Raw genomic sequence first — 22121 nt, 5'->3', positions numbered from 1 at the left:
CTGGTTTTAAAAATAAGAATCAGCGCTGAAAATTTGCCTGAAATAGACTCTGTTTTGAATCATTTAAGCTTTGGTTTTGGTCGAAACCCAACATAATAAAGCGCCGAGACAGACCATCAATGCACCTTGCCAAAAACTGAAAGTTAAATGCGTACTTAAAATGAAGGCGGAAACTACAGCAGAAAGCACAGGAATAAAGTACGATGCTGCAGCCAATAGCGTGACATTGCCATGCAATATACCAATATTCCATGCGCCATAGCCCATACCCATTGCAAAGGCTGCAAGGACTAAATAAATGGTGGGTTGCAGTTCAAAACTCAAAGTGCTTTCACCTAACAACAACCATTTAACCCAAAGCACAATTGAAACTAAAATGAAAAATAGCGTTACTCCATTTTTACCATTCGCCATTTTTGCGGTGAGGGTGCAATAAGACGCCCAAAGTACAGTGCCGAGCAATGCTAAGCCGTAGCTTAAAGGGTTATTTTGCACATTGCTGAGCATGCTTTTAAAGCTTAATCCTTGATCACCGCCCAGCACCCAACAAATACCGATCAGTGAGATTAAAAAGCCAGGTACGATGAGAAAATTGGCTTTTTGTTTATTAAATACAATCGCAAAAATGATGGTAAAGGTCGGCCACAGGTAGTTCACCATACCAACCTCGATGGCTTGTCGGCTACTGGTTGAGTAACCAATGGACAGGGCAAGGCAAATTTCATAAGAAACAAACAGCAAGCTACCCCAAACTAGATAGGGAAGAGGAAATTCTTTTAACCGAGGCCAACCAAATAAGAGCAACAAAAAAACAGAGGCCAACGAGTAAATAAGGGCGGCTCCACCAATCGCTCCAAAGCTGTTACTCACTTCTTTAATCAGAGCAATAATTAAACTCCATAATACAATGGCAGCCAAACCAATCCATGTTGCTTTCGTCGAGTTCATTTTGTTTGGAGTCTTTAACATATTCATTTAATTTGTAAATTCTGTTTAGCATTTCCATTGTCTGGTTGAAAACAGATTTACAGTGCAATTTTTAAGGCTACTGAGCGCTGCCGACATTATACGGAAAAATGGTGGTCAGTCGCTTATATACCTGATCATGAATCACGTGAATTTACTCCACCTCAAGGGGCTGCTCATGCTGCTTGAGAATATTTGCCAAACTTTGTACAGCACACTCCATTTGTATCAACTCAAAATCTCCTAAACCAAGAACTAAACCAGAGCGTTTACGTTCTAAGGAAAAGGTTGGCGAAACCGCTTTAATCGCGATACCAGCATCTAGTACAGCTTGAGCGATTTTCCGATCATCCATGTAATGTGCAAGCCATAGCACCATATGCATGCCTTGATCTCCAGCTTGTAAATAGCCTAAGTGTTTTGGAATATAACGTTCAATCATGTCAATCAAATATCGACGGTTCTCTGCATAGACATTACGAATCCGTCGAATATGACGTTCTAAATAACCTTCTTGAATAAAGGCAGCCAAAACATGCTGATCAGCAGAGGGAGGATGACGGTCGATCAAAACACGCAATCCACAAAAAGGAGCGACCAACGCTTTGGGAAGTACGGCATAGCCGAGTCGCAGTGATGGGAACAGTACTTTGCTAAATGTCCCCAAATAGATGACTTGTTCAGGTGCTAACCCTTGCAAGGCTGGAAAAGGCTGGCCACTGTAGCGCAGTTCACTGTCATAATCGTCTTCAATAATCCAAGCGCTTTGCTGTTTGGCCCATGTAAGCAATGCTGTGCGTCTAGATAAACTCATCGGCATGCCAATTGGGTATTGATGAGAAGGAGTTACAAAGGCAGCACGGGCATTGGACGCGAGGTTTATACCTGTATCGACTTGAATTCCTTCTTCATCCACGGGAACACGAACAATGTGTAAGGGTTGTATTGAGTTTTCTAGTAGAGCAGTTGTACCTCGGTAGGCAGGGTCTTCGATCCAAACTTGATCTTGTGCTTTAAATAGAATCTGACTACAGATATATAGAGCCTGTTGGATGCCACTGGTAATGACTATTTGCTCAGGTTCACAGTGTACAGAGCGAGAGCGTCGTACATAGTCAGCAATTGCAACACGTAAGGAAAATACACCTTGTGGGTCATCATAACCAGAGGGTGCACCTATTCCTCGAGCACGATAGCGGTTGCCAAATTTTCTCCAAATATCATTTGGTTGGGTGCGCCCAACAGGTACAGAGACTGCAAAAGGAAGATGGGGAAGCGGTTTAAATTCTTTCAATACTTCAGTATAGGCCTGAGCTGCGGGTGTCAGCTGAATGTGAGTAGGATGAGTATTTCTCTGCTCCTGAGTTTGCTGATGCTTTGAATGCGATAAGGCATCTGAAACGAAAGTGCCTTGACGCGCATGTGCCTCTAAAACCCCTTCAGCTAAGAGTTGATCATACGCTTCAATGATGGTGCCACGCGAAACACTTAATGTCATCGCCAATTCTCGTGATGAAGGTAAGGGATCACCTGCTTGTAAATCACCATTTTGTACTGCTTGTCGCAAGGCTTGAATCAGTTGGGAGGCTATTTGTCCCTGCACTTTATTGAGTTTTGCGATAGAGGGAAGTTCTACGACTTTTGCTATTCTTGCCATAATTCTGGTCTACTCAAAGTAATACAAACTGGTACTTTTTAATAATCCAATTAAATCTGAAAATTTACAACAACAAATATAGCAACAATAAGTTCAAGGAGCTTGTGCCATGTATATTCCAGCAGATTTTGAAGTGACTCAAATAGCTGAGATGCACCAGTTGATGCGTAATGTTCCATTGGGAATCTTATTTACACATGGGATCAGTGGTTTAGACGCGAATCACTTACCCTTTGAGTTACAAGCCGATAATACTGAATTTGGAACATTGCATGCCCATGTCTCTCGAAATAATCCTGTTTGGCAAGACCTGAAGAATGGCGATGAAGTGTTGGTGGTCTTTCGAGCTGGGGATGCGTATATCTCACCGCAGTGGTATCCCAGCAAACAAGAGCATCATCAGCAAGTACCCACATGGAACTATCGAGTGGTACATGCTTATGGTCGTGTGACTATTCGGGATGATGAACGTTATGTACGCGGTGTGGTGGCGCGTTTGACACGAACCCATGAGGCGACACAACCCGAGCCGTGGAAAATGTCGGATGCTCCGAAGGACTATCTTGAACCCATGCTAAAAGCAATTGTGGGGATCGAAATCGAAATTACTCAGTTGCAAGGCAAGTTGAAACTCGGCCAAAACAAAGAGCATCGAGATGTTCTTGGTGTGGCGAATGCACTGACAAAAACGGGACAGGTTGAGATAGCAGATGCGATGCATCTGATTGCTGCATCAAAAATCAACTCGATCTAGCCGCAGATGATCCAATTTAACGAATTGAAATATAAGGAGTGAGCCATGCAGAGCTTTAAACCTGTGGTTTTACAAAGTGAGAGAATTATATTAAAACCGCTTGAGTCTGAACATGCATCAGCACTGTGTGATGCAGTGCGTGATGGCGAGTTATGGAAGTTGTGGTATACCCGCATTCCTTCACCTGAGCAGATGACTGCTGAAATTCAGCGCCGCCTAGATTTACAGCAGCTGGGCAGTATGTTGCCATTTACGGTGGAAGAACGAGACAGTGGGAGGCTGTTAGGGATGACAACTTTTATGAATATCGAAGCCGAGCACCGCCGTGTTGAAATTGGCTCAACATGGTATAGCCAGTCCGCGCAGCGTAGTTATGTCAATACAGAATGTAAAAATCTTCTGCTTTCGCATGCATTTGATACTTTGAATTGTATTGCAGTTGAGTTCCGTACATCTTCTTTTAATTTTAAAAGTCGGGCTGCGATTGAACGTTTGGGAGCCAAATTAGATGGGGTACTTAGAAGCCATCAAATTGTGCAGAACGATATTTTAAGAGATACATATGTGTACAGTATCTTGAAAAGTGAATGGCCTGCGGTGCAGCAGCATTTGAGAGTGCTCTTGAACAAGTAATTAAGTTTTGTCTATCTGATTCCTTTTAGCCTAGAAAAATAATGTATAAAAAATCGGCATTATTTTCATATGAAAATAATGCCGCAGATGTACAACTAAATGATCAGTGATATTAGCCCCATATTTACCAGTCGTATTTCAGACCCACTCTAAAGTTGGTCGGTGCACCATAATAACTGTTGGTGGTCGATAGATGATATTTCTCATTAAACAGGTTATTTAAATTGAAATTCACTAACAGATTTTCATTGATTTTATAACGTGCCATCAAGTCAACCAATGCGTAGCTATCTTGTGTGAATCGAGTCTTAGTTGGCACATTATCTTGATAAATTTCACTTTGCCAGCGTAGTCCGCCACCTACTGTTAAAGCTTCATCAAGATAAGGCAGGGTATAAGTGGTAAATAATTTAGCAATATTATTTGGAATATTGGTATTTAAATTATTACCATCTTTGTCCTGAGAAAGATTGCGTGCAAAACTCGTAGAGAGCTGCCATGTATCTGTGAGTTTACCTGTGGCTTCTAACTCAAAGCCGCGGCTTTTTGTACCAGATTCGGTACGGTAAACCGTATTTCCATCTAAGTCTGGTTTATCTAAAGCAATGGCTTTATTATCTTCTTGGGTTTGATAGAGTGCTGCACCAATGTTTAATTGGTTATCAAAGAATTCCCCCTTGATACCGAGTTCTGTACTATTTCCGACTAGCGGATCAACATAGCCGCCTGAGACTGATTTCTTGTCTTGTGGTAAGAAAATATTGGTATAACTTGCATAACCTGTCCATTGCTCTGTGAAATCATAAGTAATGCCCACATAAGGAATGACTTTACCTTTTTCTTCACGTTTTGAAGCATCCAGAGTTTGGCTTGAGTACGTGTACTCATTATCTGTACGTTGCCAATTTTCAACACGTGTTCCTAAAATCACTGCTAATGGATCTGCGAGTTTTAGACGTACTGCACCAAATACAGATAGGCTTTTCTCATCATTGCTGTACCAGCCGCCAATTGGCATTTCAGGACGTGTAGGCGTATTTCCGTCCCACTCGAAAATATTATTCAAAGTATTTACACTCCAACCTGAATAGGTTGGGCGTTTATTTTTACTTCTGGCGTAGGTCGTACCTAAAACTACATCATGGGTTTGGTTGAGTAAGTCAAATGAACCATTTAAGGTTAAGTTAAAGAGGTCTTGAGTGGGTTCGTAGTCCCAATGAGATCCATAAAGTAATGCACCGCTGCCAGTCTGTTTATTAATTCCTGAATAGGCGTAAGCATAGCCAACAATTTCATCAGAAGCGGTAATTGTTCGAGATGCAGTGCCTTTGAGTTTCCAACGTTCGTTAAATTGGTGCTCAATATCTGCAAAATAAGCTGTTGTTGTCCGATCAGACTCACTCCAACTGGCAGCATTTGAATCTGAACGTGACCAGTCGATGAGACTACCATCGGTATAAAATGAAGGTAAACCACCACGGGCAATACCTGAAATATCCATTTTTTGATAACTGAGCCCTAAACTGGCTTTGGTTTTTTCTGTGAGGTCTGCCTCAACAACACCATAGGCAATTTTACGTTCTTCACTATAGCGGTCGATATAAGAGTCGCCCGTTTGATAGGCTAAAACGGTACGTCCACGAATCGTTCCTGCTTGGTTTAATGGAGCCGAGACATCGACATCTGTACGATAGGTGTCCCATGAACCTGCGCTAGCGCTGACAGAGGCTTTGAAATCTTGTAAAGGTTTCTTACGTACCATATTAATACTGGCACTGGCAGAGCCTGCACCCGTCATTAAACCATTGGCACCACGCACCACCTCAACACGGTCAAATAAAGCAGTGTCCTGACTTTGGAAAATACTGCTATATGAACTCATCAGCTTTACGCCATCAAGCAAATAGTTATCAACCGTTTGACCACGTGCATAAATAGGCGAATTATCACTGCCAATGTTCCCGCTTTGGCTAATGGTTAATCCTGCGGCCTGTGAAACAACATCGGTCAGTTGCGTCAGGTTTTGGTCTTCCATTTGTTGGCGGGTAATGACACTCACCAACTGTGGCGTCTCTTTGAGTGAAAGTGCCAAACCCGTCGAGGCTGTGGTGGCTTTGGCTGTATAAGAACCGGAGCCTTCAGTCGTTAAGTTATTGCCTGAGTTTGCTTTTAAAGAAATAGTTGCGAGCTGAGTAGTTCCATCTGCACTAGTCACTTGACTACCGTTTGCACGCGAAGCGTTATTGGCTTGACTATGAATAGCTTCGAGTTGAACTTCTCTTGTTTGAGCTTGAACTCGTTGTTTTGCTTGAACACTATAGCCGCCATTGTTGACTTTTACTGCAAGCAAAGCATGAGGTTGTAATAATGCAGCTAACGCTTGATCGACTGCATAATTACCTTTTAGAGACTTCGCTTGAAAATTTGAGAGAGCCTTTGAGTCATAACTGATGGTTGTCCCTGTTTGGATTGCGAGTTGTTTTAGCGCCTCATCTAAAGGGAGTTTAGTAATATTCACAGGATACGTTGTGGCAGCATAAATAGCAGTAGTGGTAAGGCTTCCTGCCATCAGTGGCATGCCCAATAAAACTGCCCGAATAGCCATCGCTAATCTACTTTTTGCCTGATAATCCTTCATGCGGTGTTCTCGACTGGGAGTGTATTTCTGTATAAGTCGAGTCAGCTCAAAAAAAGGGTCATATTTTTATCTTTTTTTTATTTTTAATAGATAAGCACTGTAATAATCCAATTCAAGCTGATGGGTATAGGCCAAATTCTCTAGACTTTGCTTTGGGTTTTTTAATGAAAATACCCCTGAAACACGAACTTTTTCTAACTCAGGATCCATAAAATAAGTTCCATTTTGATAACGATACAATTCATCCAACACTTTTTTAAGTGGCCATTGTTCTACGACCAGTAAATGTTGTGTCCAATAGGGTTGGTCATTTTGAAGCGGGTTGATGACTGAAATTGAATTGGCATCAAAACTGGTACGTTGGCCTTGCTGTAAAAGTTTTCGTGTAGTTGTTTCAGCAGGGTATAAAGCTACTGCATGTTCATAAACTTTGACTTTGGTGCAATGTCGGTCTTCTTGGCGAACGGTAAATTGTGTACCCAGTGCTTCAATTTTGCCATCTTGAGTAGTGACCATAAATGGACGATGCTGCGGATCTTTGGCCGTCTGAATATAAATTTCGCCTTCCACCAATTCAATTTGTCGAGTTTGTTTTGAAAAGTCGACATTCACATAACTGTTACTGGCTAAAATCAGCTTCGTGCCATCTGCCAAAGGCACCGTTTTAATTTCACCCACTTGGGTGTGGTAGTCGGCTTGCCACTTTGCCCACGGCATACTATATGCACTTAAACCAAGGACTAAAAAGCCTGATAGCCCAAACAGCATATTGTGTTTTAAAGAAGTATTAAATTTTTGCTTAGACTCTACTAATGCATCAGGTTGGAAAGAGGAAGGTAAACCCGATAAACCTTGTGTAAAGCGTTCGATCTGCGAAATGGCTAAAGCATGTTCCTTACTTTCAGACTTCCATTGCTCAAATTGCTGTAGTTGTATTTCGGTGATTTCCCCAGAATGAATCAGCACCAGCCAATCAGTTGCTGCATCTAAGATACTTTCAGGTATGGGGGAAGGCTGTGACATAGGGGGTAAGGAAATCGATTAGTCGGTTGGATTATAAAGACTTATACAGGCTAAAAAAGCCTGCTTCATATCTCTTTTTACCGTTGCTTCAGAAATATTCAGCTTTTCACTAATCGCTCGATAGGTCAGACCGTCTAACTGAGACAATAAAAAGACTTGAGATGTACGCGTCGGTAGTTTCTCAAGCATACGATGAACCTGATACAAGGTTTCTCGAATGCACACCTCATGTTCTGCCGAAGGGTAGTAGTTTTCTGGTAGCTGTGCCAACGCATCTAAATACAACCTTTCAACATGCTGATGCCGCCAGTGATCAATGATCACATGTTTAGCAATACCCATGAGCCATGCTTGAGGCTCTTTAATTTTTTCAAAACAATATTCACTTTTCAGAGCACGATAAAATACTTCCTGACTCAGGTCTTCAGACTGATGGTGGTGTTGCAGTTTGTGTTTGAACCATGACAACAAGGTTGTTTGATGGGTGTTGTAGAGATGACTAAACCACAATTTTTTTTGGACATTTAAGTTCATATTTTTAACTCATGACCCTAGAAAAATATCCTGAATCTCAGCAGTAAAAGTGGGATAAAGAAATGAAAGGTTGAATATTAATGATAATCATTATTAAATGCAATTACAAATCACAACATTTAGCGTGAGCTGTTTTTTGTTTTCATCCGTCTTATTAATAGATATGCGTGATTTGGGATAGGAAGTTTCAATTTTTTAAATACTTAATTTGATCAAATTTTAAAAAATTGTATGGATCTTTCGATTTTGAACAGTATGTGTTGGGCGAGAATTTTTTGTAATGAATAGGAAATGTAATGAGTGAGCCATTGAACAATAACAACCCAACAAAACATTTTCTTTATCGTCGAACACTTTGGATTGGATTCATCATTGTCATTTTATTGTTAGGCATGGGAGGGTTGTATTGGAAAAAAGCTATGTCTCAACCTAGCGAAGAATATAGTCAATGGGATAAACCTGTGCCTGTGCGTGTTGTGCCTGTACAACGACAAGATTTGCAGGTGGAAATTAAAGCCATCGGTACAGTTGTTCCGACCCATACAGTGAATGTTCAAACTCAGGTTTCGGGTGTTCTCAAGCAGATTTATTTTAAAGAAGGTCAGACTGTTCAAAAAGGACAACTTCTTGCTCAAGTTGACCCTGCGCCATTTCAGGTAGCTCTGGCACAAGCAGAGGGGACACAACAGCAAAACTTAGCCCAACTACGAAATGCAGAAACTGAGTTAGCACGTTATCAACTGCTGTTTAAGCAAGACTCAATTGCTAAACAACAAGTTGAGCAACAGCTTGCTTTAGTCAATCAGTTGAAAGGGCAAATACAGGCCAATCGTGCACAGGTAGATGCAGCCAAATTACAATTGTCTTATACCAAAATTTATTCACCGATTAATGGACGAGTTGGTTTTCAGCAGAAAGATGCGGGTAATTTAATTCAGGCCAATGACACGACAGGTTTGGTCAGCATCACCCAAATTCATCCCATTTATGTACAGTTTTCAGTTGCTGAACATGATTTGGCTCATTTGCGTAACAACATGAAACAGGGACATCAAGTACCCGTTAAGACATGGGATAAAGCAGAACAAAAGCAACTTGCGGTTGGGCATGTACAGGCTTTGGATAACCAGATTGACGCCAATACAGGTACATTAAAGATCAAGGCCATTTTTGATAATCGTGATGATGCTTTATTTCCCAATCAGTTTGTTAATGTTTGTTTAAATGCACATACCGTTCAAGATGCCATCAGTATTCCGAGTGATGCCGTGCAACATGGGGCTAAAGGCACCTATGTGTATATCGTCAATCCGCAGAAAAAAGCAGAAATTCGTATGCTCACTTTGGGTTTAAGTTCTAATGGTCAGATTCAAGTTTTAACAGGCTTAAACGGAAAGGAGCAGGTGGTTTTAGAAGGGATTGACCGACTTGCAGAAGGCAAAGAAGTTCAAATTGTCTCGGATCAACCTCAAGCCATGGCCACATCAAAACCTGCTGTTGGATAAGACATGAATATTTCAAAATTCTTTATTGTCCGTCCAGTCGCAACTACGTTGTTGATGCTGGCATTGCTGTTTAGTGGACTATTGGTTTGGCGGCTTTTACCAGTGTCGGCTTTACCACAGGTCGACTATCCCATTATTCAGGTCTATACCTTTCAGCCTGGGGCAAACCCCGACACTGTACAACGGACTATCACCGCACCGCTTGAACGGGAAATGGGTAAAATTTCGGGCTTAAAGCAAATGTCTTCGCAGAGTTCTGTCGGAGCATCTGTCATTACTTTACAGTTTGAGTTAAGTGCTGAACTAGGTGTAGTGGAGCAAGAAGTACAATCGGCACTAAGTACTGCCAGCAGTAAATTACCGAGTGATTTGCCAACACCACCTGTATATCGAAAGGTCAATCCAGCCGATGTGCCTGTCATTACATTAGCGATTAGTTCAGAAACTTTAGCTCTCACCACGGTCTATGACATGGTGGATACTCGGGTGGCACAAAAGCTGTCTCAACTCACGGGTGTGGGTATGGTGAGTCTTGCTGGTGGGCAACGACCAGCAATACGGGTGCAAATGAATCCTGCTGCGCTTGCCGCTTATAAAATGAGTGCCGAAGATGTCCGCACCGCAATCAATGCGGCCAATGCCAGTCAACCCAAAGGCAGTTTTGATGGGCCATATCGCAGTACTATGCTGGATGCCAATGATCAAATTCGTTCAATTGGCGACTATGAAAGCCTCATTTTACGCTGGAATAACGGTGCTCCGATTCGATTAAAAGATGTGGCACAAGTGATTGAAGGCAGTGAAGACCGCTATATGGCGGCATGGGCAGACAGTCAAGCTGCCATTTTAGTGAATGTACAGCGTCAACCGAATGCCAACGTGATTCAAGTGGCCGATCAGATTAAGCAGTTGTTGCCTGAGCTGCAAAAGAACCTACCCGAAAACGTCAAAATTCGAGTGCTGACTGACCGTACTGAGAGTATCCGTAGTTCGATCCACGATGTGCAAAAGGAATTGGTTTTTGCGGTCTGTTTGGTGGTGATGGTAACTTTTCTCTTTTTAAGAAATTTATCTGCCACCATTATTCCGAGTATTGCAGTTCCGCTGTCAATCATTGGTACGTTTGTACTGATGTATTTTTTAGGTTTTTCAGTCAATAACCTGACCTTAATGGCGCTGACCATTGCCACAGGTTTTGTGGTGGATGATGCGATTGTGATGTTGGAAAATATTGCACGACATCGTGAAGCTGGTGAAAGCCTGATGCAAGCGGCACTCAAAGGGTCGAAAGAAATAGGTTTTACGCTCATTTCTTTAACCATTTCATTGATTGCTGTTCTCATTCCACTGTTGTTTATGGGCGATGTAGTCGGCCGATTGTTCCATGAGTTTGCAGTGACTTTGGCGGCTGCAATAGCAATTTCTCTAGTGGTCTCTTTAACCTTAACGCCGATGATGTGTGCTTATTTACTCAAAGGCAAAGCGTCATTAAAAGAAGCAGAGCATCAAACTTCAGCGAATAGATGGAGTCTGGATGGCATCATTCAGCAGTATGGAAAAGCTTTGCAATGGGTATTTCAGCATCAAACCCTGACACTGGCCGTTATGCTCAGTACAGTGTTATTCGCAGGTTTTTTGTATTGGATGATTCCGAAAGGCTTTTTCCCTGTGCAGGACAGTGGCGTTATCCAAGTAGTGACCGAAGCTCCAGACGATATTTCATTTCAAGCCATGAGTGAGCGTCAACAAGCACTAGCGGCTGAAATTTTAAAAGATCCAGCAGTTGAAAGCCTATCATCGTTTATTGGTATTGATGCCAATAACCCGAAACTTAGTAATGGCCGAATACTTATTAATTTAAAGTCACATGCAGGACGAGAAGGTGCAGATCAAGTGATGGCACGTCTGCGTGAAGAGTTGGGCCATGTTCAGGGTATTCGTGCTTGGATGCAACCTGTGCAGGAGTTAAGTATTGAAGACAAAATTAGTCGAACTCAATATCAACTCAGTTTAACGGCAACAAACAACTCAGACTTAGCGTTATGGACACCTGTCTTGGTAGAAGCTTTACGCCAACAACCTGAGTTTGCAGAAGTGAGCAGTGAAAACGGTGGGCACGGTTTACAGGCGTATATTGATGTCAATCGAGATGCAGCAGCGAGATTCGGCTTAACGGTAGAAGACATTAGTTTGGCTTTGCAAAATCTATTTGCACAGCGGCAAATTGCGACTCTATATACCCAGTCAAATCAATACCGCATTGTCTTAGAACTTGCGCCAGAGTTAACTCAAGGTATTCGAGCTTTAGAGCAAACCTATATCCATAATGCCAGCGGAGAACCGATTTTACTTAGTTCTGTGGCAAGCATTGTGCAAAAGCGTGTCCCGATTATTTTACAACAGCAAGCTCAGTTTCCTGCCAATGGTATCTCTTTTAACCTTGCAACAGGCGTGGCTTTGGGTGATGCCATCCAAGCCATTCAACGTGTAGAACAGCAGCTCAATTTACCTGCTGAAGTTAAGCTCCAGTTACAAGGAGCTGCTGCTGCATTTGAAAACTCGCAACAGCATACCTTTTGGTTGGTGATTGCCGCGATTGTGACCATGTATATCGTGCTTGGAATGCTGTATGAGAGTTTTATTCATCCGATCACCATTCTTTCAACTTTACCGTCTGCGGCAATCGGGTCTTTATTGGCGTTGTTTATGGTCGGTCGACCACTCGATATGATTGCTTTAATCGGCATTATTTTATTGATTGGTTTGGTGAAAAAAAACGGCATCATGATGGTGGACTTTGCCTTGGCAGCACAGCGCCAAGATGGTCTTTCACCTCAGCAAGCGATTTATCAGGCGGCGTTGATGCGATTTCGCCCCATTTTAATGACGACACTGGCGGCATTGGTCGGTGCTATTCCACTCATGTTGGCATCTGGTTCAGGGGCTGAATTACGCCAGCCTCTGGGAATTGTCATGGTTGGTGGTTTGATTTTAAGTCAGGTGCTGACCTTATTTACCACGCCTGTGGTTTATTTGTTTTTTGATCGTTTACAGCATGCTTTTCAAAAGCCGGAGTTGCCTTTAGTTGAACTTGATGAGTCAAGGAGCGAGTTTTGAAAGTGCTCTCTGCTTTGGTTCATCGTCCTGTTGCCAGTATGTTACTGGGCATCGCAATTGTGTTGCTTGGTGTATTGGCGTATTTCCGCTTACCCGTGGCATCCTTACCTCAGGCAGATATTCCGACCATCGTGGTGCGGGCCAGTTTACCTGGGGCAAGTCCTGAGAGTATGTCGGCGACCGTTGCAACACCTTTAGAACGGGCCATGATGGGCGTTTCTGGGGTAAAAGCGATTAATTCATCTAGTAGTCAAAATGCAACGCAAGTGACTTTGCACTTTGACTTAGAGACCGATATCAATGAAGCAGCGAGAGAAGTACAGGCCGCTATTAATGTTGCAATGTCACAACTTCCATCAGGAATGCCTAGCCCTCCTGAATATTTCAAGGTTAATCCCAGCCAAAGCCCAATTTTTTATTTGGCATTGAGTTCAGAGCATTTATCTGCGGGTAAATTATATGAAATTGCCAGCAATCAACTCCAGCCCAATCTTGCGCAGATGAGTGGAGTTGGTGAGGTTGAAATTGATGGCGCGTCTATGCCTGCGGTGCGGATCACCTTAAATCCGAATGCACTCATTGCACAGGGTGTTTCATTGGAACAAGTCCGTACTGCAATTGAAAAAAGCAATACAGTACAAGCGTTGGGCGTGGTTGAAACCGATCAACTTCGTTGGCAAGTCGCTTTGTCGAACGATTTAAAACAAGCGCAAGATTTTTCAAACTTGGTAATTCATCGTAATGCTCAAGCAATCGTACGTTTAAAAGATGTGGCTGAGGTGCAAGATTCTGTTGAAAACCGCTATGTCAGTGGTTTTCATAATGGTCAACCTGCGGTGATTATCAAAATTAGCCGTCAACCCAATGCCAATACCGTGGCGACCATTGATCAGATCAAAGAAAAACTGCCTGAATTAAAATCACTCATGCCCGCAGACGCTCAACTGACTACGGTGATGGATGGTTCTGAAATCATTCGCGCAGGCTTAGCGGAAGCCCGCGATACGCTGTTGTTTTCCATGCTGTTGGTCATTATTGTCGTTGTTTTAATGTTAGGGCGTATGCAAAGTGCTCTTGTGCCGAGTATTGCCATGTTGGTGACCTTAGTGGGGGCTTGTGGTTTGGTGTATTTGGCAGGCTTTTCGCTCAATAACCTCTCCATTATGGCGGTGATTGTCGCTATAGGATTGGTGGTGGATGATGCGATTGTGGTGCTGGAAAACATTGAGCGTCATATTGAGCAGGGAGACTCTCCTGTACAGGCTGCCATTAAAGGGACTCAGGAGGTGGGGCTGACTTTAGTGGCCATGAATTTGGCTTTGGTGGTGATTTTCATTTCAGTGCTGTTTATGGGCGGTGTGATTGAACGGCTTTTCCGCGAGTTTTCACTGACCTTAGTTTTTATTGTGGTGTTATCGGTTTTTGTTTCCTTGGTACTGACACCAAGCTTATCTGCACGTTGTCTAAAACCGCTAGAGAGCGACCAACATCAGCCTTTATATCAATTTAGCCATCGTTGCATGCAGCAGTTCAATCATGCTTATTTAACATCTTTAAAATGGATGCTAGCACATGGCTATGTCGTAATTTTATTTTGGCTAGGTGCGATTGGGGCTTCATTCTATGTTTATCAGCACCTTCCTAAACGAGTATTGCCTGAGCAAGATACAGGACGGGTTGAGGCTTTCATTCGTGGTGATGACGGGTTTTCCTTTCAAATTATGCAACCCAAAATTGCAGCCTTTAGTGAAAGCTTGTTGAATGACCCTGCTGTAAAAGATGTGGTTGGAACATCAGGCGGAGCAGGTGGAACCACCAATTCGTTTTTCATGGTGAGTTTAAAACCCAAAGCAGAGCGTGAGGGGCAAAGCTCACATGCCATTGTCGAGCGTATGAAACAAAATGCGCCGTGGCAGGCTGGGGCAATTTTCTCAGCACTTGTAGAACAAGAATTAGAACTGGATGATCCTTTTTCAAGTGGTAGTGGGCAAGACTATATGCTGTTGCTACAGTCAGATGATGTTGCACAGCTACGCCAATGGGTGCCGAAAGTCGCGCAGGCCATGCAAAAACTGCCTGAACTTGAGGAAGTGGAAACCATGGGGGATGAAGGTGCGCAGCATGTCACCCTAGATGTAGACCGTGAAGCGGCACGTCGTTTGGGCGTTGATATTGAAAGCATTTCGAGTGTACTGAACAACTCATTTTCACAGCGCCAGATTTCAACCATTTATGATCAAACCCAACAGTTTCATGTGGTCATGGAAGTAGATAAGCACTTCACGGAACATCCTGAATCTTTAGCTAATGTACAGGTTCCTAATAAAGATGGACAAGCTGTGCCGCTGCGTAACTTTGCGACATGGTCTTATGGAATTACCAATGATCGAGTGTATAGACGTAATCAATATGCCGCGATGGGTATTGGTTATGTGGTGAAACAGGGCTATAGCTATGAACAGGCCGATGCCGCGATCCGATCTGTCTTAACTGAAGTGATGTTGCCAAACAACGTTTTTATGACCACAGATAAAGATGTCGAGGCAGAAAGTTTACAAGCGGGCTTAAGTACTCCCTTACTGATTCTTGCAGTGATTTTGTTGATTTATATCGTGCTTGGGGTGACCTATGAAAGTGTGGTTCATCCGTTAACGATTTTATCGACCATACCCGCTGTAGCTTTGGGCGCACTGTTGACCTTATGGATATTTAATTTTGAGTTTACCCTGATTGCATTATTGGGCATGTTTTTACTTATTGGTATCGTTGTGAAAAATGCCATTTTATTGATTGATTTTACCTTATATGAACGGCGGGCAGGAAAGTCAGCATATCAAGCTGTATTGTCTGCGGCGGCTCTGCGTTTTCGCCCGATTTTAATGACCAATACCGCAGCATTATTGGGTGCAATTCCGCTGGCTTGTAGTTGGGGTGAGGGGGCTGAGCTACGTCAGCCTTTGGGTGTGGTCATTGTGGGCGGCTTAGCGCTTGGGCAGCTCTTAACTTTGTACACCACGCCTGTTTTGTATTTGCTCTTTGAAAAATGGGCCGAATCTTGTTCGAGATTTAAACGTAAATTTGTGCTGCAAAGCTTAGGCAAATAGATAAAGAAATAGGAAAATAGAATGTCTGGTTTGGTTTATAAAAATGCCTTCAGCCTAAGTTGTGTATTGTTGTTGACTGCATGTAGTTCTACGGTGGTTGTACGTCCTCCCGAATATAAAACACCATTGATTCAAGCGGATGAGCAATATAAATATGCTGCGCTCAATTGGACAGAAACAGCAGGCTTAAAAAGAGCGACAGTCGCATGGTGGAATATTTATCAAGACCCCGTTTTAAGCCAACTGCTGCAACAGTTAAATGCAGAAAACTTAAATTTGAAACAGGCCGAGGCACGTTATAGACAAGCAAATGCTTTACTTGAACAGCAAAAAGCCAGTCGTTCTGTCAGCCTAAGCTTAGAAGGTGCTGCTAAACGTAATGGAGTAAAGCATACTTCTCCAAATAGTCAGTTTAGTACTGGAGTTCAGGCCAGCTGGATTCCTGATGTGTGGGGACGTGTGGCGAAAGCGATAGAGGGACAACAGGCAAATTTAGAAGCGGTGCAGGCGGACTTAGCCGCAGTGAAACTGAATCAACAGTTATTGGCGACTGAGGCTTATTGGAACATTCGTGTTTTGGATGCGCAACTTGATGTATTGCAGCAAACCCAAAAAAGTTACCTACGTTCAGTGCAAATTTTAAAAAACCAATATACAGCAGGGATGATTGCGCGGGCAGATGTGATACAGGCAGAAACGCAGTTGAAACAAGTGCAAATACAGCAGATCGAAACGCAGCGTGAACGCAATTTACAGGAAAATGTCCTGGCGGTCTTGCAGGGTAAAAGTGTGGCCCAGTTTCAATTGGTAAAACGACAGCAAGGTCTAAGTATTCCTACTGTACCTGCACAGCTACCCAGTCGTTTACTCATGCAACGTCCCGACGTGATTCGTGCAGAGCGGGAGCTTGCGAGTACACATGCACAGTTGGGTTTAGCGCAAACAGCTTGGTTGCCAGATATGAGTATTGGTCTTAATGCGAGTTTAAATAGTCAAGTGTTGGGTCAGTTGTTCCAAGCCCCTGCATATTTATGGTCTACGGGACTAGAAGTGGCTTCGGTTATTTTTGATGGTGGAAAACGGCAAGCTGAAATTGCCCAAGCGCAGGCAAGTTATGATGAAAAGTTAGCAGCCTATAAGCAAGCTGTACTTACGGGCTGGAAGGAAGTTGATGATGCTTTAATGCAAACTTCAAGTTTGAAACAACAACAACTGGAGCAAGCTCAGTTACTGCAACTGGCTAAAGAAAATGAACAAGTGGTGATGCGACGTTATAACGCAGGTTTAGTCAGTTATTTGGAAGTGGTCACGGCGCAGAATTTAAGGCTGCAAGCTGAACAGAGCACATTAGAGTTACAACAAATGCAATTAAAAAATACAGCGCAATTAATGACTGCTTTGGGTGGGAATATTTCCTAAACACTTGCTTTCTTTTCACATGGTTATTGGCCCAAACGAAATTAAGCCTTACATCTTGGGCATCAGATGTAAGGCTTATGCTATTTATTTGAAAGTAACAATAAAAGAGAAAGTATGTGCTATTGAACACGAACTTTTATGACACACCGTTTATAAAAACAGTGCGCCTGACATTGCTCCAAAGAGCATGACCCACAGTGGATGAATTTTTTTAACTAAACTTAAACTAGTAGCGACGATAACGATTGCAATGAGTAACCAGTTCTGAGCAGATGCAGCGGCAATAATATAGGCACTGACCAAAACCAAGCCGACAGTAATTGGTTTCAGTGCTTTTTCAAACATGCTACGTAGCGGGTGATCCTTAAACTGATTCCAAAACTTGAGTGCAAATATAGTCAGTACAGAAGAGGGCCCAAACTTCGCCAATGAAGTCACGAACAGTCCAGCAGGTCCAGCCACATGCCAGCCGACCAAAGGTACAATCATCATATTGGGGCCCGGTGCCGCTTGAGCCATGGCAAACATGGTACTGAACTCTGTGGCAGTAAGCCAACGATGCACTTCGACTACTTGATGTTGCATTTCAGGCAAAATTGCATTGCCGCCACCAAAGGCCAATATAGAAAGCTGGGTAAAAACGATGGCTAAGGTGAGTAAAATCATGCGTTTTTTCCTCTTTTTTTCAAGCTTAAGACTGCGACATTGATGCTGACTAAGATCAGTAACGTTAATGCCAAGGGAATCTTAACAATCAGCATAAAGACAATGGTCAGCGCGATAGTAAAGATCGTGAGGTAACTTTTCAGAATGGGTTTCAACATTTTTAACCCCATCGCAAATAGTAAACCTGCTGCCGCTGCTGCTAGTCCCTGTATCATGTGCTGAATCATGGGGATACTTTGAAATTGGGTATAGAGCTGATACAGCAAAATCACAATCACCGTCGGTGCAAAAATCAACCCGAGAACAGCACTAATAGAACCTTTAACCCCCTGAAACTCATAACCAATCGCAACGGCCATATTAATGATGTTTCCACCGGGGAGGATTTGACAGACACCCAATAAGTGCGTGAACTCTTCCGTGTTGAGCCATTTTTGGTCTTCTACAACCATTTGGTGTGCAAGTGGCAATACGCCACCAAAGCCCATGAGTCCCAGCTTCATAAAGCCTGCAAATAGTTCCCTAGAAGTCGGGTGGGTTATTTGTTCAGCAGGGAGCACTTCAGTGTTCATGTCTTTCGCCTTTTGTGGAATGTGCTCAGTATGAACCTGTAGAGATATGTTGAAAAATGCTATTTTTGACGTTATATATACTGAAAAAGTATGTTTAATGGGGCAGACATGATTGATATCCATAAACTCAGAGCATTTGTTGCAGTTGTAGAAGAAAGTAATATTTCGCATGCTGCGGTACGTTTGAATATGCAACAACCACCGTTGACACGGATTATCAAAAGCTTGGAAGAAGAGTTGAATACACAACTGCTAAAGCGTTTGCCGCGTGGTGTTGAGGTAACAGAAGCAGGCAAGGTTTTGTACAAAGAAGCCCTTGCGATATTGGCGCATGCACAGTTAATTCCTAAACGTGTGCAGGATATTTCTTTGGGGGTCGAAGGTCAGATTAATATTGGCTTCACCAACTCGGTTGGCTTACATCCTTTTTTACCGGCTTTGCTGCGTAACTTTCGGGAAACTTTTCCACGTGTCTCAATTCATTTGGAAGAAGATGGCAGTAGCTCGCTGATAGACTCCATTAGTAATGAAAAAAATGACATTGTGTTCTTACGCAAACCTGCACCCATTGGCCTTGGTTTAACCAGTCTACATGTATTAGATGAACCGCTCATTGTGGCTTTACCCAACAATCATCCTTTGGCTGAACAAGCTGAACCGATTCATTTGCTGGATCTTGAACCGCATGATTTTGTGTTGTACCGACGTTTAGCTGGACAAGATTTATTCGATAATATTTTGGCCAGTTGCTACCAAGCTGGGTTTAGTCCCAAAATTGTACAAGAAGCGCCACGTTTAACCTCGAGTTTAAACTTGATTGCCGCGGGGATTGGTTTATCCATCGTGCCTGAGGCCATCCGTGACTTTTGGAATAAGCAGATTGTTTATAAAGCGCTCAAGGCCAATAACCCGTGTATTGCGCCGATTTATGCAGTGTATAAAGAAAATATAGACAATGTCCGTTTGCAACACATCTTAAAGTTATTGCAATAATCCGTTGAATATTGAGCACCTTATTCTGCCTGACAAGAGCCGGCTTAAAGTGCTAAGGTAGAGCGATGATGTGTTGTATTGAAAGTTCTATAGATATAACGAATGCTCGTACGGAGCAAAATATAATATTTAGCAATATGAGGTGTTTAACCCATGCTTTTTAATAAAGTTTCTTTTGTACTTACGGCTCTGATTTCTTCCTCTGTGGTACTGATAAGCGGTTGTACATCCAGCCCGTCTAGCACCTTTTCAAATACACAACAGGCGCAAAATGCCTTATTGGTCTATGGTGGCCCCATTTTAACCATGCAAGGCATGCAGCCCAGCTATGTCGATGCCATGTTAATTCAAGATGGAAAGATCCGTTATACAGGCACAATGTCTGAGGCTGAAAAGCTTGCGCCACAGGCGAAACGCTTGAACTTGAATAACAAGACCGTCATCCCAGGCATCATTGATGCACATAGTCATTTAAACTCTGTCGGTATGCAGCAAACTGTGGCAAATTTATATCCACCACCAGATGGCAAGGTGGTGAGTATTGCCACACTTATCCAAGAAATGAAGGCGTGGGCGAAGCAAAATCCAACTTTTGTCCATGCGACTTCTGGCTGGATTATTGGCAATGGTTATGATGATGCCCAGCTACAAGAGAAAACCCATCCGACAGCCACAGATTTAGATCAGATTTCAACGACTCAACCTGTACTGATTTTGCATCAGTCTGGACATTTGGCCTCTGTAAATCACAAAGCGCTAGAGTTGTTAGGCATTAATGAAAAAAGTAGCAACCCCAGTGGTGGTGTGATTCGACGCGTAGTAGGGACAAATATTCCAAATGGTGTACTGGAAGAAAGTGTTGTGATTGAAGCCATGTTACAGGCTTTTAAAACGGTCCCATCTGAAATGATGCAGCAGATGGCGTTGACAGCGGTACAGACCTATATGAAAAATGGTTACACCACGGTACAAGAAGGACGAGCTGATCGTGGTACTTCAGAACTTTGGCGCAGTTTGGCTAATCAAAACAAATTAGCCATCGATGTCGTCTCTTATCCTGATATTAGTTCTGAACAGGCGTATATGCTCGAAAAAGGTGTAAGCAAAAACTATGTCAATCACTTTAGAATTGGTGGCGTGAAAATTAGCTTAGATGGTTCACCTCAAGGTAAAACAGCGTGGTTAACCGTACCTTATGTGGTTCCGCCTGAAGGGAAAGATAAGAACTATCGTGGCTATCCTGCATTTCCAGAGCAAAAAACAGTCCAGCACATGATTGATTTGGCTTTTCAACAACAATGGCCCATTTTAGCACATGCCAATGGTGATGCTGCAATTGATCAATACCTCAATGTGATTGCCAATGCGCAAAAAAAATATGATGCCTCACAGCGACGAGACGTGATTATTCATGCGCAAACCATGCGAGAGGATCAACTGGATCGGGCGAAACAGCTTCACTTGATTCCCTCATTTTTTTCTCTACATACCTACTACTGGGGCGACTGGCATGTGGCACAAACCTTAGGTGAAAAGCGTGCTGAACACATCTCACCAACAGGTTCGGCCTTAAGAAAAGGCATGATTTTCACCGAGCATCATGATGCTCCTGTTATCCCACCGAAAAGCATGATGGTATTGGATGCAACGGTTAATCGCACCACGCGAACAGGCAAAGTTTTGGGTGAGGCACAAAAAGTCAGCCCGTATATCGCACTTAAAACGATGACGGACTGGGCTGCATATCAGTATTTTGAAGAAGACATCAAAGGCACATTAAGTACTGGGAAATACGGTGACTTTGTTGTTTTAAGTGACAATCCAATCACAATTGAACCGTCTAAAATCAAAGATATCAAAGTCCTTGCAACCTATAAGCAAGGACAGTTGGTTTATCAAAGATAAAGTTGTTTAGCGGCTTGTAAACCTGCGACTGAAAAGGTCATGAGATGTTTAACCAAAAGTGCAGGTTCAAGCTTGGAGACATTTTTAAGTGGGCTTGGACCATTTGCATCTGCCAAAATCAGCATCATACAGGGTGCGACTGTGCTGAGTACACAAGGCAAAAGTGCAGGGTGATTTTCATCAATGCCTGAAACTTGGCTAATAATTTTTTTGACCAAAAGAAACTTTCGCGCACCATCATTTTGCATAAACGTGTATAGGTGGGTAGTCGGTGAAAAAAGTTCTCGAACAAACACTTTGCTATGCCAGACATCGGTTTCAACCAGCTTACCGATCAGGCTTTCAAAAAAAGCTTCCAGTTTTTCAGTAGGCGTTTTAGAGCTGTTAAGTAAGGTCAAGAGTTCTTGTTCATCAATATAATGCGTATGTGCTTCGGCAAGTACGGCACGATATAACCCATCACGACCATCGAAGTGATAATTAATAGCAGCTAAATCGACTTCTGCCAGCTTGGCAATGGCTTTACTCGTGGTTTTTGCAAAACCATCCTGAGCAATCAGGCGGCCAGCAGCATCCAAAATTTTCGATTTGGTTAAATCACCATCGCTACGTCCAGCTCTAGACATTATTTACTC

The 22121-nt window shown here is 42.8% G+C and carries 16 protein-coding genes; 8 read left to right on the top strand and 8 right to left on the bottom strand.

Going from position 1 to position 22121, the window contains the following annotated elements:
* Window positions 1-63: 63 nt before the first annotated feature.
* Both yddG and RR876_RS00265 read right to left on the bottom strand, forming a co-directional pair.
* Window positions 64-948: an aromatic amino acid DMT transporter YddG gene (gene yddG / locus RR876_RS00270; RefSeq protein ID WP_332477128.1), complete on the bottom strand. Its 885-nt coding sequence runs from the start codon at window positions 946-948 to the stop codon at window positions 64-66.
* A 172-nt stretch (window positions 949-1120) separates the two neighbouring features.
* Window positions 1121-2623, bottom strand: a complete 1503-nt coding sequence (locus tag RR876_RS00265) for a PLP-dependent aminotransferase family protein (RefSeq protein ID WP_332477129.1) — start codon at window positions 2621-2623, stop codon at window positions 1121-1123.
* Between the two features lie 109 nt (window positions 2624-2732).
* Here RR876_RS00265 and RR876_RS00260 point away from each other — a divergent pair, with 109 nt between their 5' ends.
* Together RR876_RS00260 and RR876_RS00255 are read left to right on the top strand one after the other, a co-directional pair.
* Window positions 2733-3377 carry an FMN-binding negative transcriptional regulator gene (locus RR876_RS00260; RefSeq protein ID WP_332477130.1) on the top strand — a complete coding sequence of 215 codons (645 nt, stop codon included), beginning with the start codon at window positions 2733-2735 and terminating at the stop codon, window positions 3375-3377.
* A 45-nt stretch (window positions 3378-3422) separates the two neighbouring features.
* On the top strand, window positions 3423-4010 hold the full coding sequence (locus RR876_RS00255; protein WP_332477131.1) for a GNAT family protein: 588 nt from the start codon (window positions 3423-3425) through the stop codon (window positions 4008-4010).
* Between the two features lie 124 nt (window positions 4011-4134).
* Here the strand turns inward: RR876_RS00255 and RR876_RS00250 are convergent, their stop codons facing one another.
* From RR876_RS00250 to RR876_RS00240, 3 genes are all read right to left on the bottom strand, one after another.
* The gene (locus RR876_RS00250; RefSeq protein WP_332477132.1) at window positions 4135-6648 is read right to left on the bottom strand and encodes a TonB-dependent siderophore receptor; all 2514 of its coding nucleotides are present in this window, start codon (window positions 6646-6648) and stop codon (window positions 4135-4137) included.
* A 66-nt stretch (window positions 6649-6714) separates the two neighbouring features.
* A complete protein-coding gene (locus tag RR876_RS00245) occupies window positions 6715-7671 on the bottom strand; it encodes a FecR family protein (protein ID WP_332477133.1) in 957 nt (318 codons plus the stop codon).
* An 18-nt stretch (window positions 7672-7689) separates the two neighbouring features.
* A complete protein-coding gene (locus RR876_RS00240) occupies window positions 7690-8205 on the bottom strand; it encodes a sigma-70 family RNA polymerase sigma factor (RefSeq protein ID WP_087014265.1) in 516 nt (171 codons plus the stop codon).
* A gap of 296 nt (window positions 8206-8501) precedes the next feature.
* Between RR876_RS00240 and RR876_RS00235 the strand changes: the two genes are divergently transcribed.
* From RR876_RS00235 to RR876_RS00220, 4 genes are read left to right on the top strand one after another with little or no spacing between them, the layout of a single operon-like run.
* Entirely contained in the window at window positions 8502-9710 is a 1209-nt protein-coding gene (locus RR876_RS00235) for an efflux RND transporter periplasmic adaptor subunit (protein WP_332477134.1), read from the top strand.
* 3 nt (window positions 9711-9713) lie between these two features.
* The gene (locus RR876_RS00230; protein WP_332477135.1) at window positions 9714-12827 is read left to right on the top strand and encodes a multidrug efflux RND transporter permease subunit; all 3114 of its coding nucleotides are present in this window, start codon (window positions 9714-9716) and stop codon (window positions 12825-12827) included.
* On the top strand, window positions 12824-15931 hold the full coding sequence (locus RR876_RS00225) for an efflux RND transporter permease subunit (protein WP_332477136.1): 3108 nt from the start codon (window positions 12824-12826) through the stop codon (window positions 15929-15931). Before RR876_RS00230 ends, RR876_RS00225 begins: the two co-directional genes overlap by 4 nt.
* Window positions 15932-15952: 21 nt before the next feature.
* Window positions 15953-17350 (top strand): efflux transporter outer membrane subunit, encoded by a 1398-nt coding sequence (locus RR876_RS00220; protein ID WP_332477137.1) that lies wholly within the window; start codon window positions 15953-15955, stop codon window positions 17348-17350.
* A gap of 150 nt (window positions 17351-17500) precedes the next feature.
* Here the strand turns inward: RR876_RS00220 and RR876_RS00215 are convergent, their stop codons facing one another.
* Together RR876_RS00215 and RR876_RS00210 are read right to left on the bottom strand one after the other, a co-directional pair.
* Window positions 17501-18016, bottom strand: a complete 516-nt coding sequence (locus RR876_RS00215; RefSeq protein ID WP_332477138.1) for a chromate transporter — start codon at window positions 18014-18016, stop codon at window positions 17501-17503.
* The gene (locus RR876_RS00210; protein ID WP_332477139.1) at window positions 18013-18588 is read right to left on the bottom strand and encodes a chromate transporter; all 576 of its coding nucleotides are present in this window, start codon (window positions 18586-18588) and stop codon (window positions 18013-18015) included. The genes RR876_RS00215 and RR876_RS00210 overlap by 4 nt, the downstream gene beginning before the upstream one ends.
* Before the next feature lie 108 nt (window positions 18589-18696).
* Between RR876_RS00210 and RR876_RS00205 the strand changes: the two genes are divergently transcribed.
* On the top strand, window positions 18697-19581 hold the full coding sequence (locus tag RR876_RS00205; RefSeq protein WP_218287558.1) for a LysR family transcriptional regulator: 885 nt from the start codon (window positions 18697-18699) through the stop codon (window positions 19579-19581).
* 153 nt (window positions 19582-19734) lie between these two features.
* Window positions 19735-21486: an amidohydrolase gene (locus tag RR876_RS00200; RefSeq protein ID WP_332481835.1), complete on the top strand. Its 1752-nt coding sequence runs from the start codon at window positions 19735-19737 to the stop codon at window positions 21484-21486.
* Here the strand turns inward: RR876_RS00200 and RR876_RS00195 are convergent.
* Window positions 21477-22112: a CerR family C-terminal domain-containing protein gene (locus tag RR876_RS00195; RefSeq protein ID WP_004693547.1), complete on the bottom strand. Its 636-nt coding sequence runs from the start codon at window positions 22110-22112 to the stop codon at window positions 21477-21479. The genes RR876_RS00200 and RR876_RS00195 overlap by 10 nt on opposite strands.
* Between the last annotated feature and the right edge of the window lie 9 nt (window positions 22113-22121).

The sequence above is a fragment of the Acinetobacter sp. genome, assembly GCF_036666595.1.
Classification (GTDB): domain Bacteria; phylum Pseudomonadota; class Gammaproteobacteria; order Pseudomonadales; family Moraxellaceae; genus Acinetobacter.
This window is presented reverse-complemented; position numbering and strand designations above follow the sequence as displayed.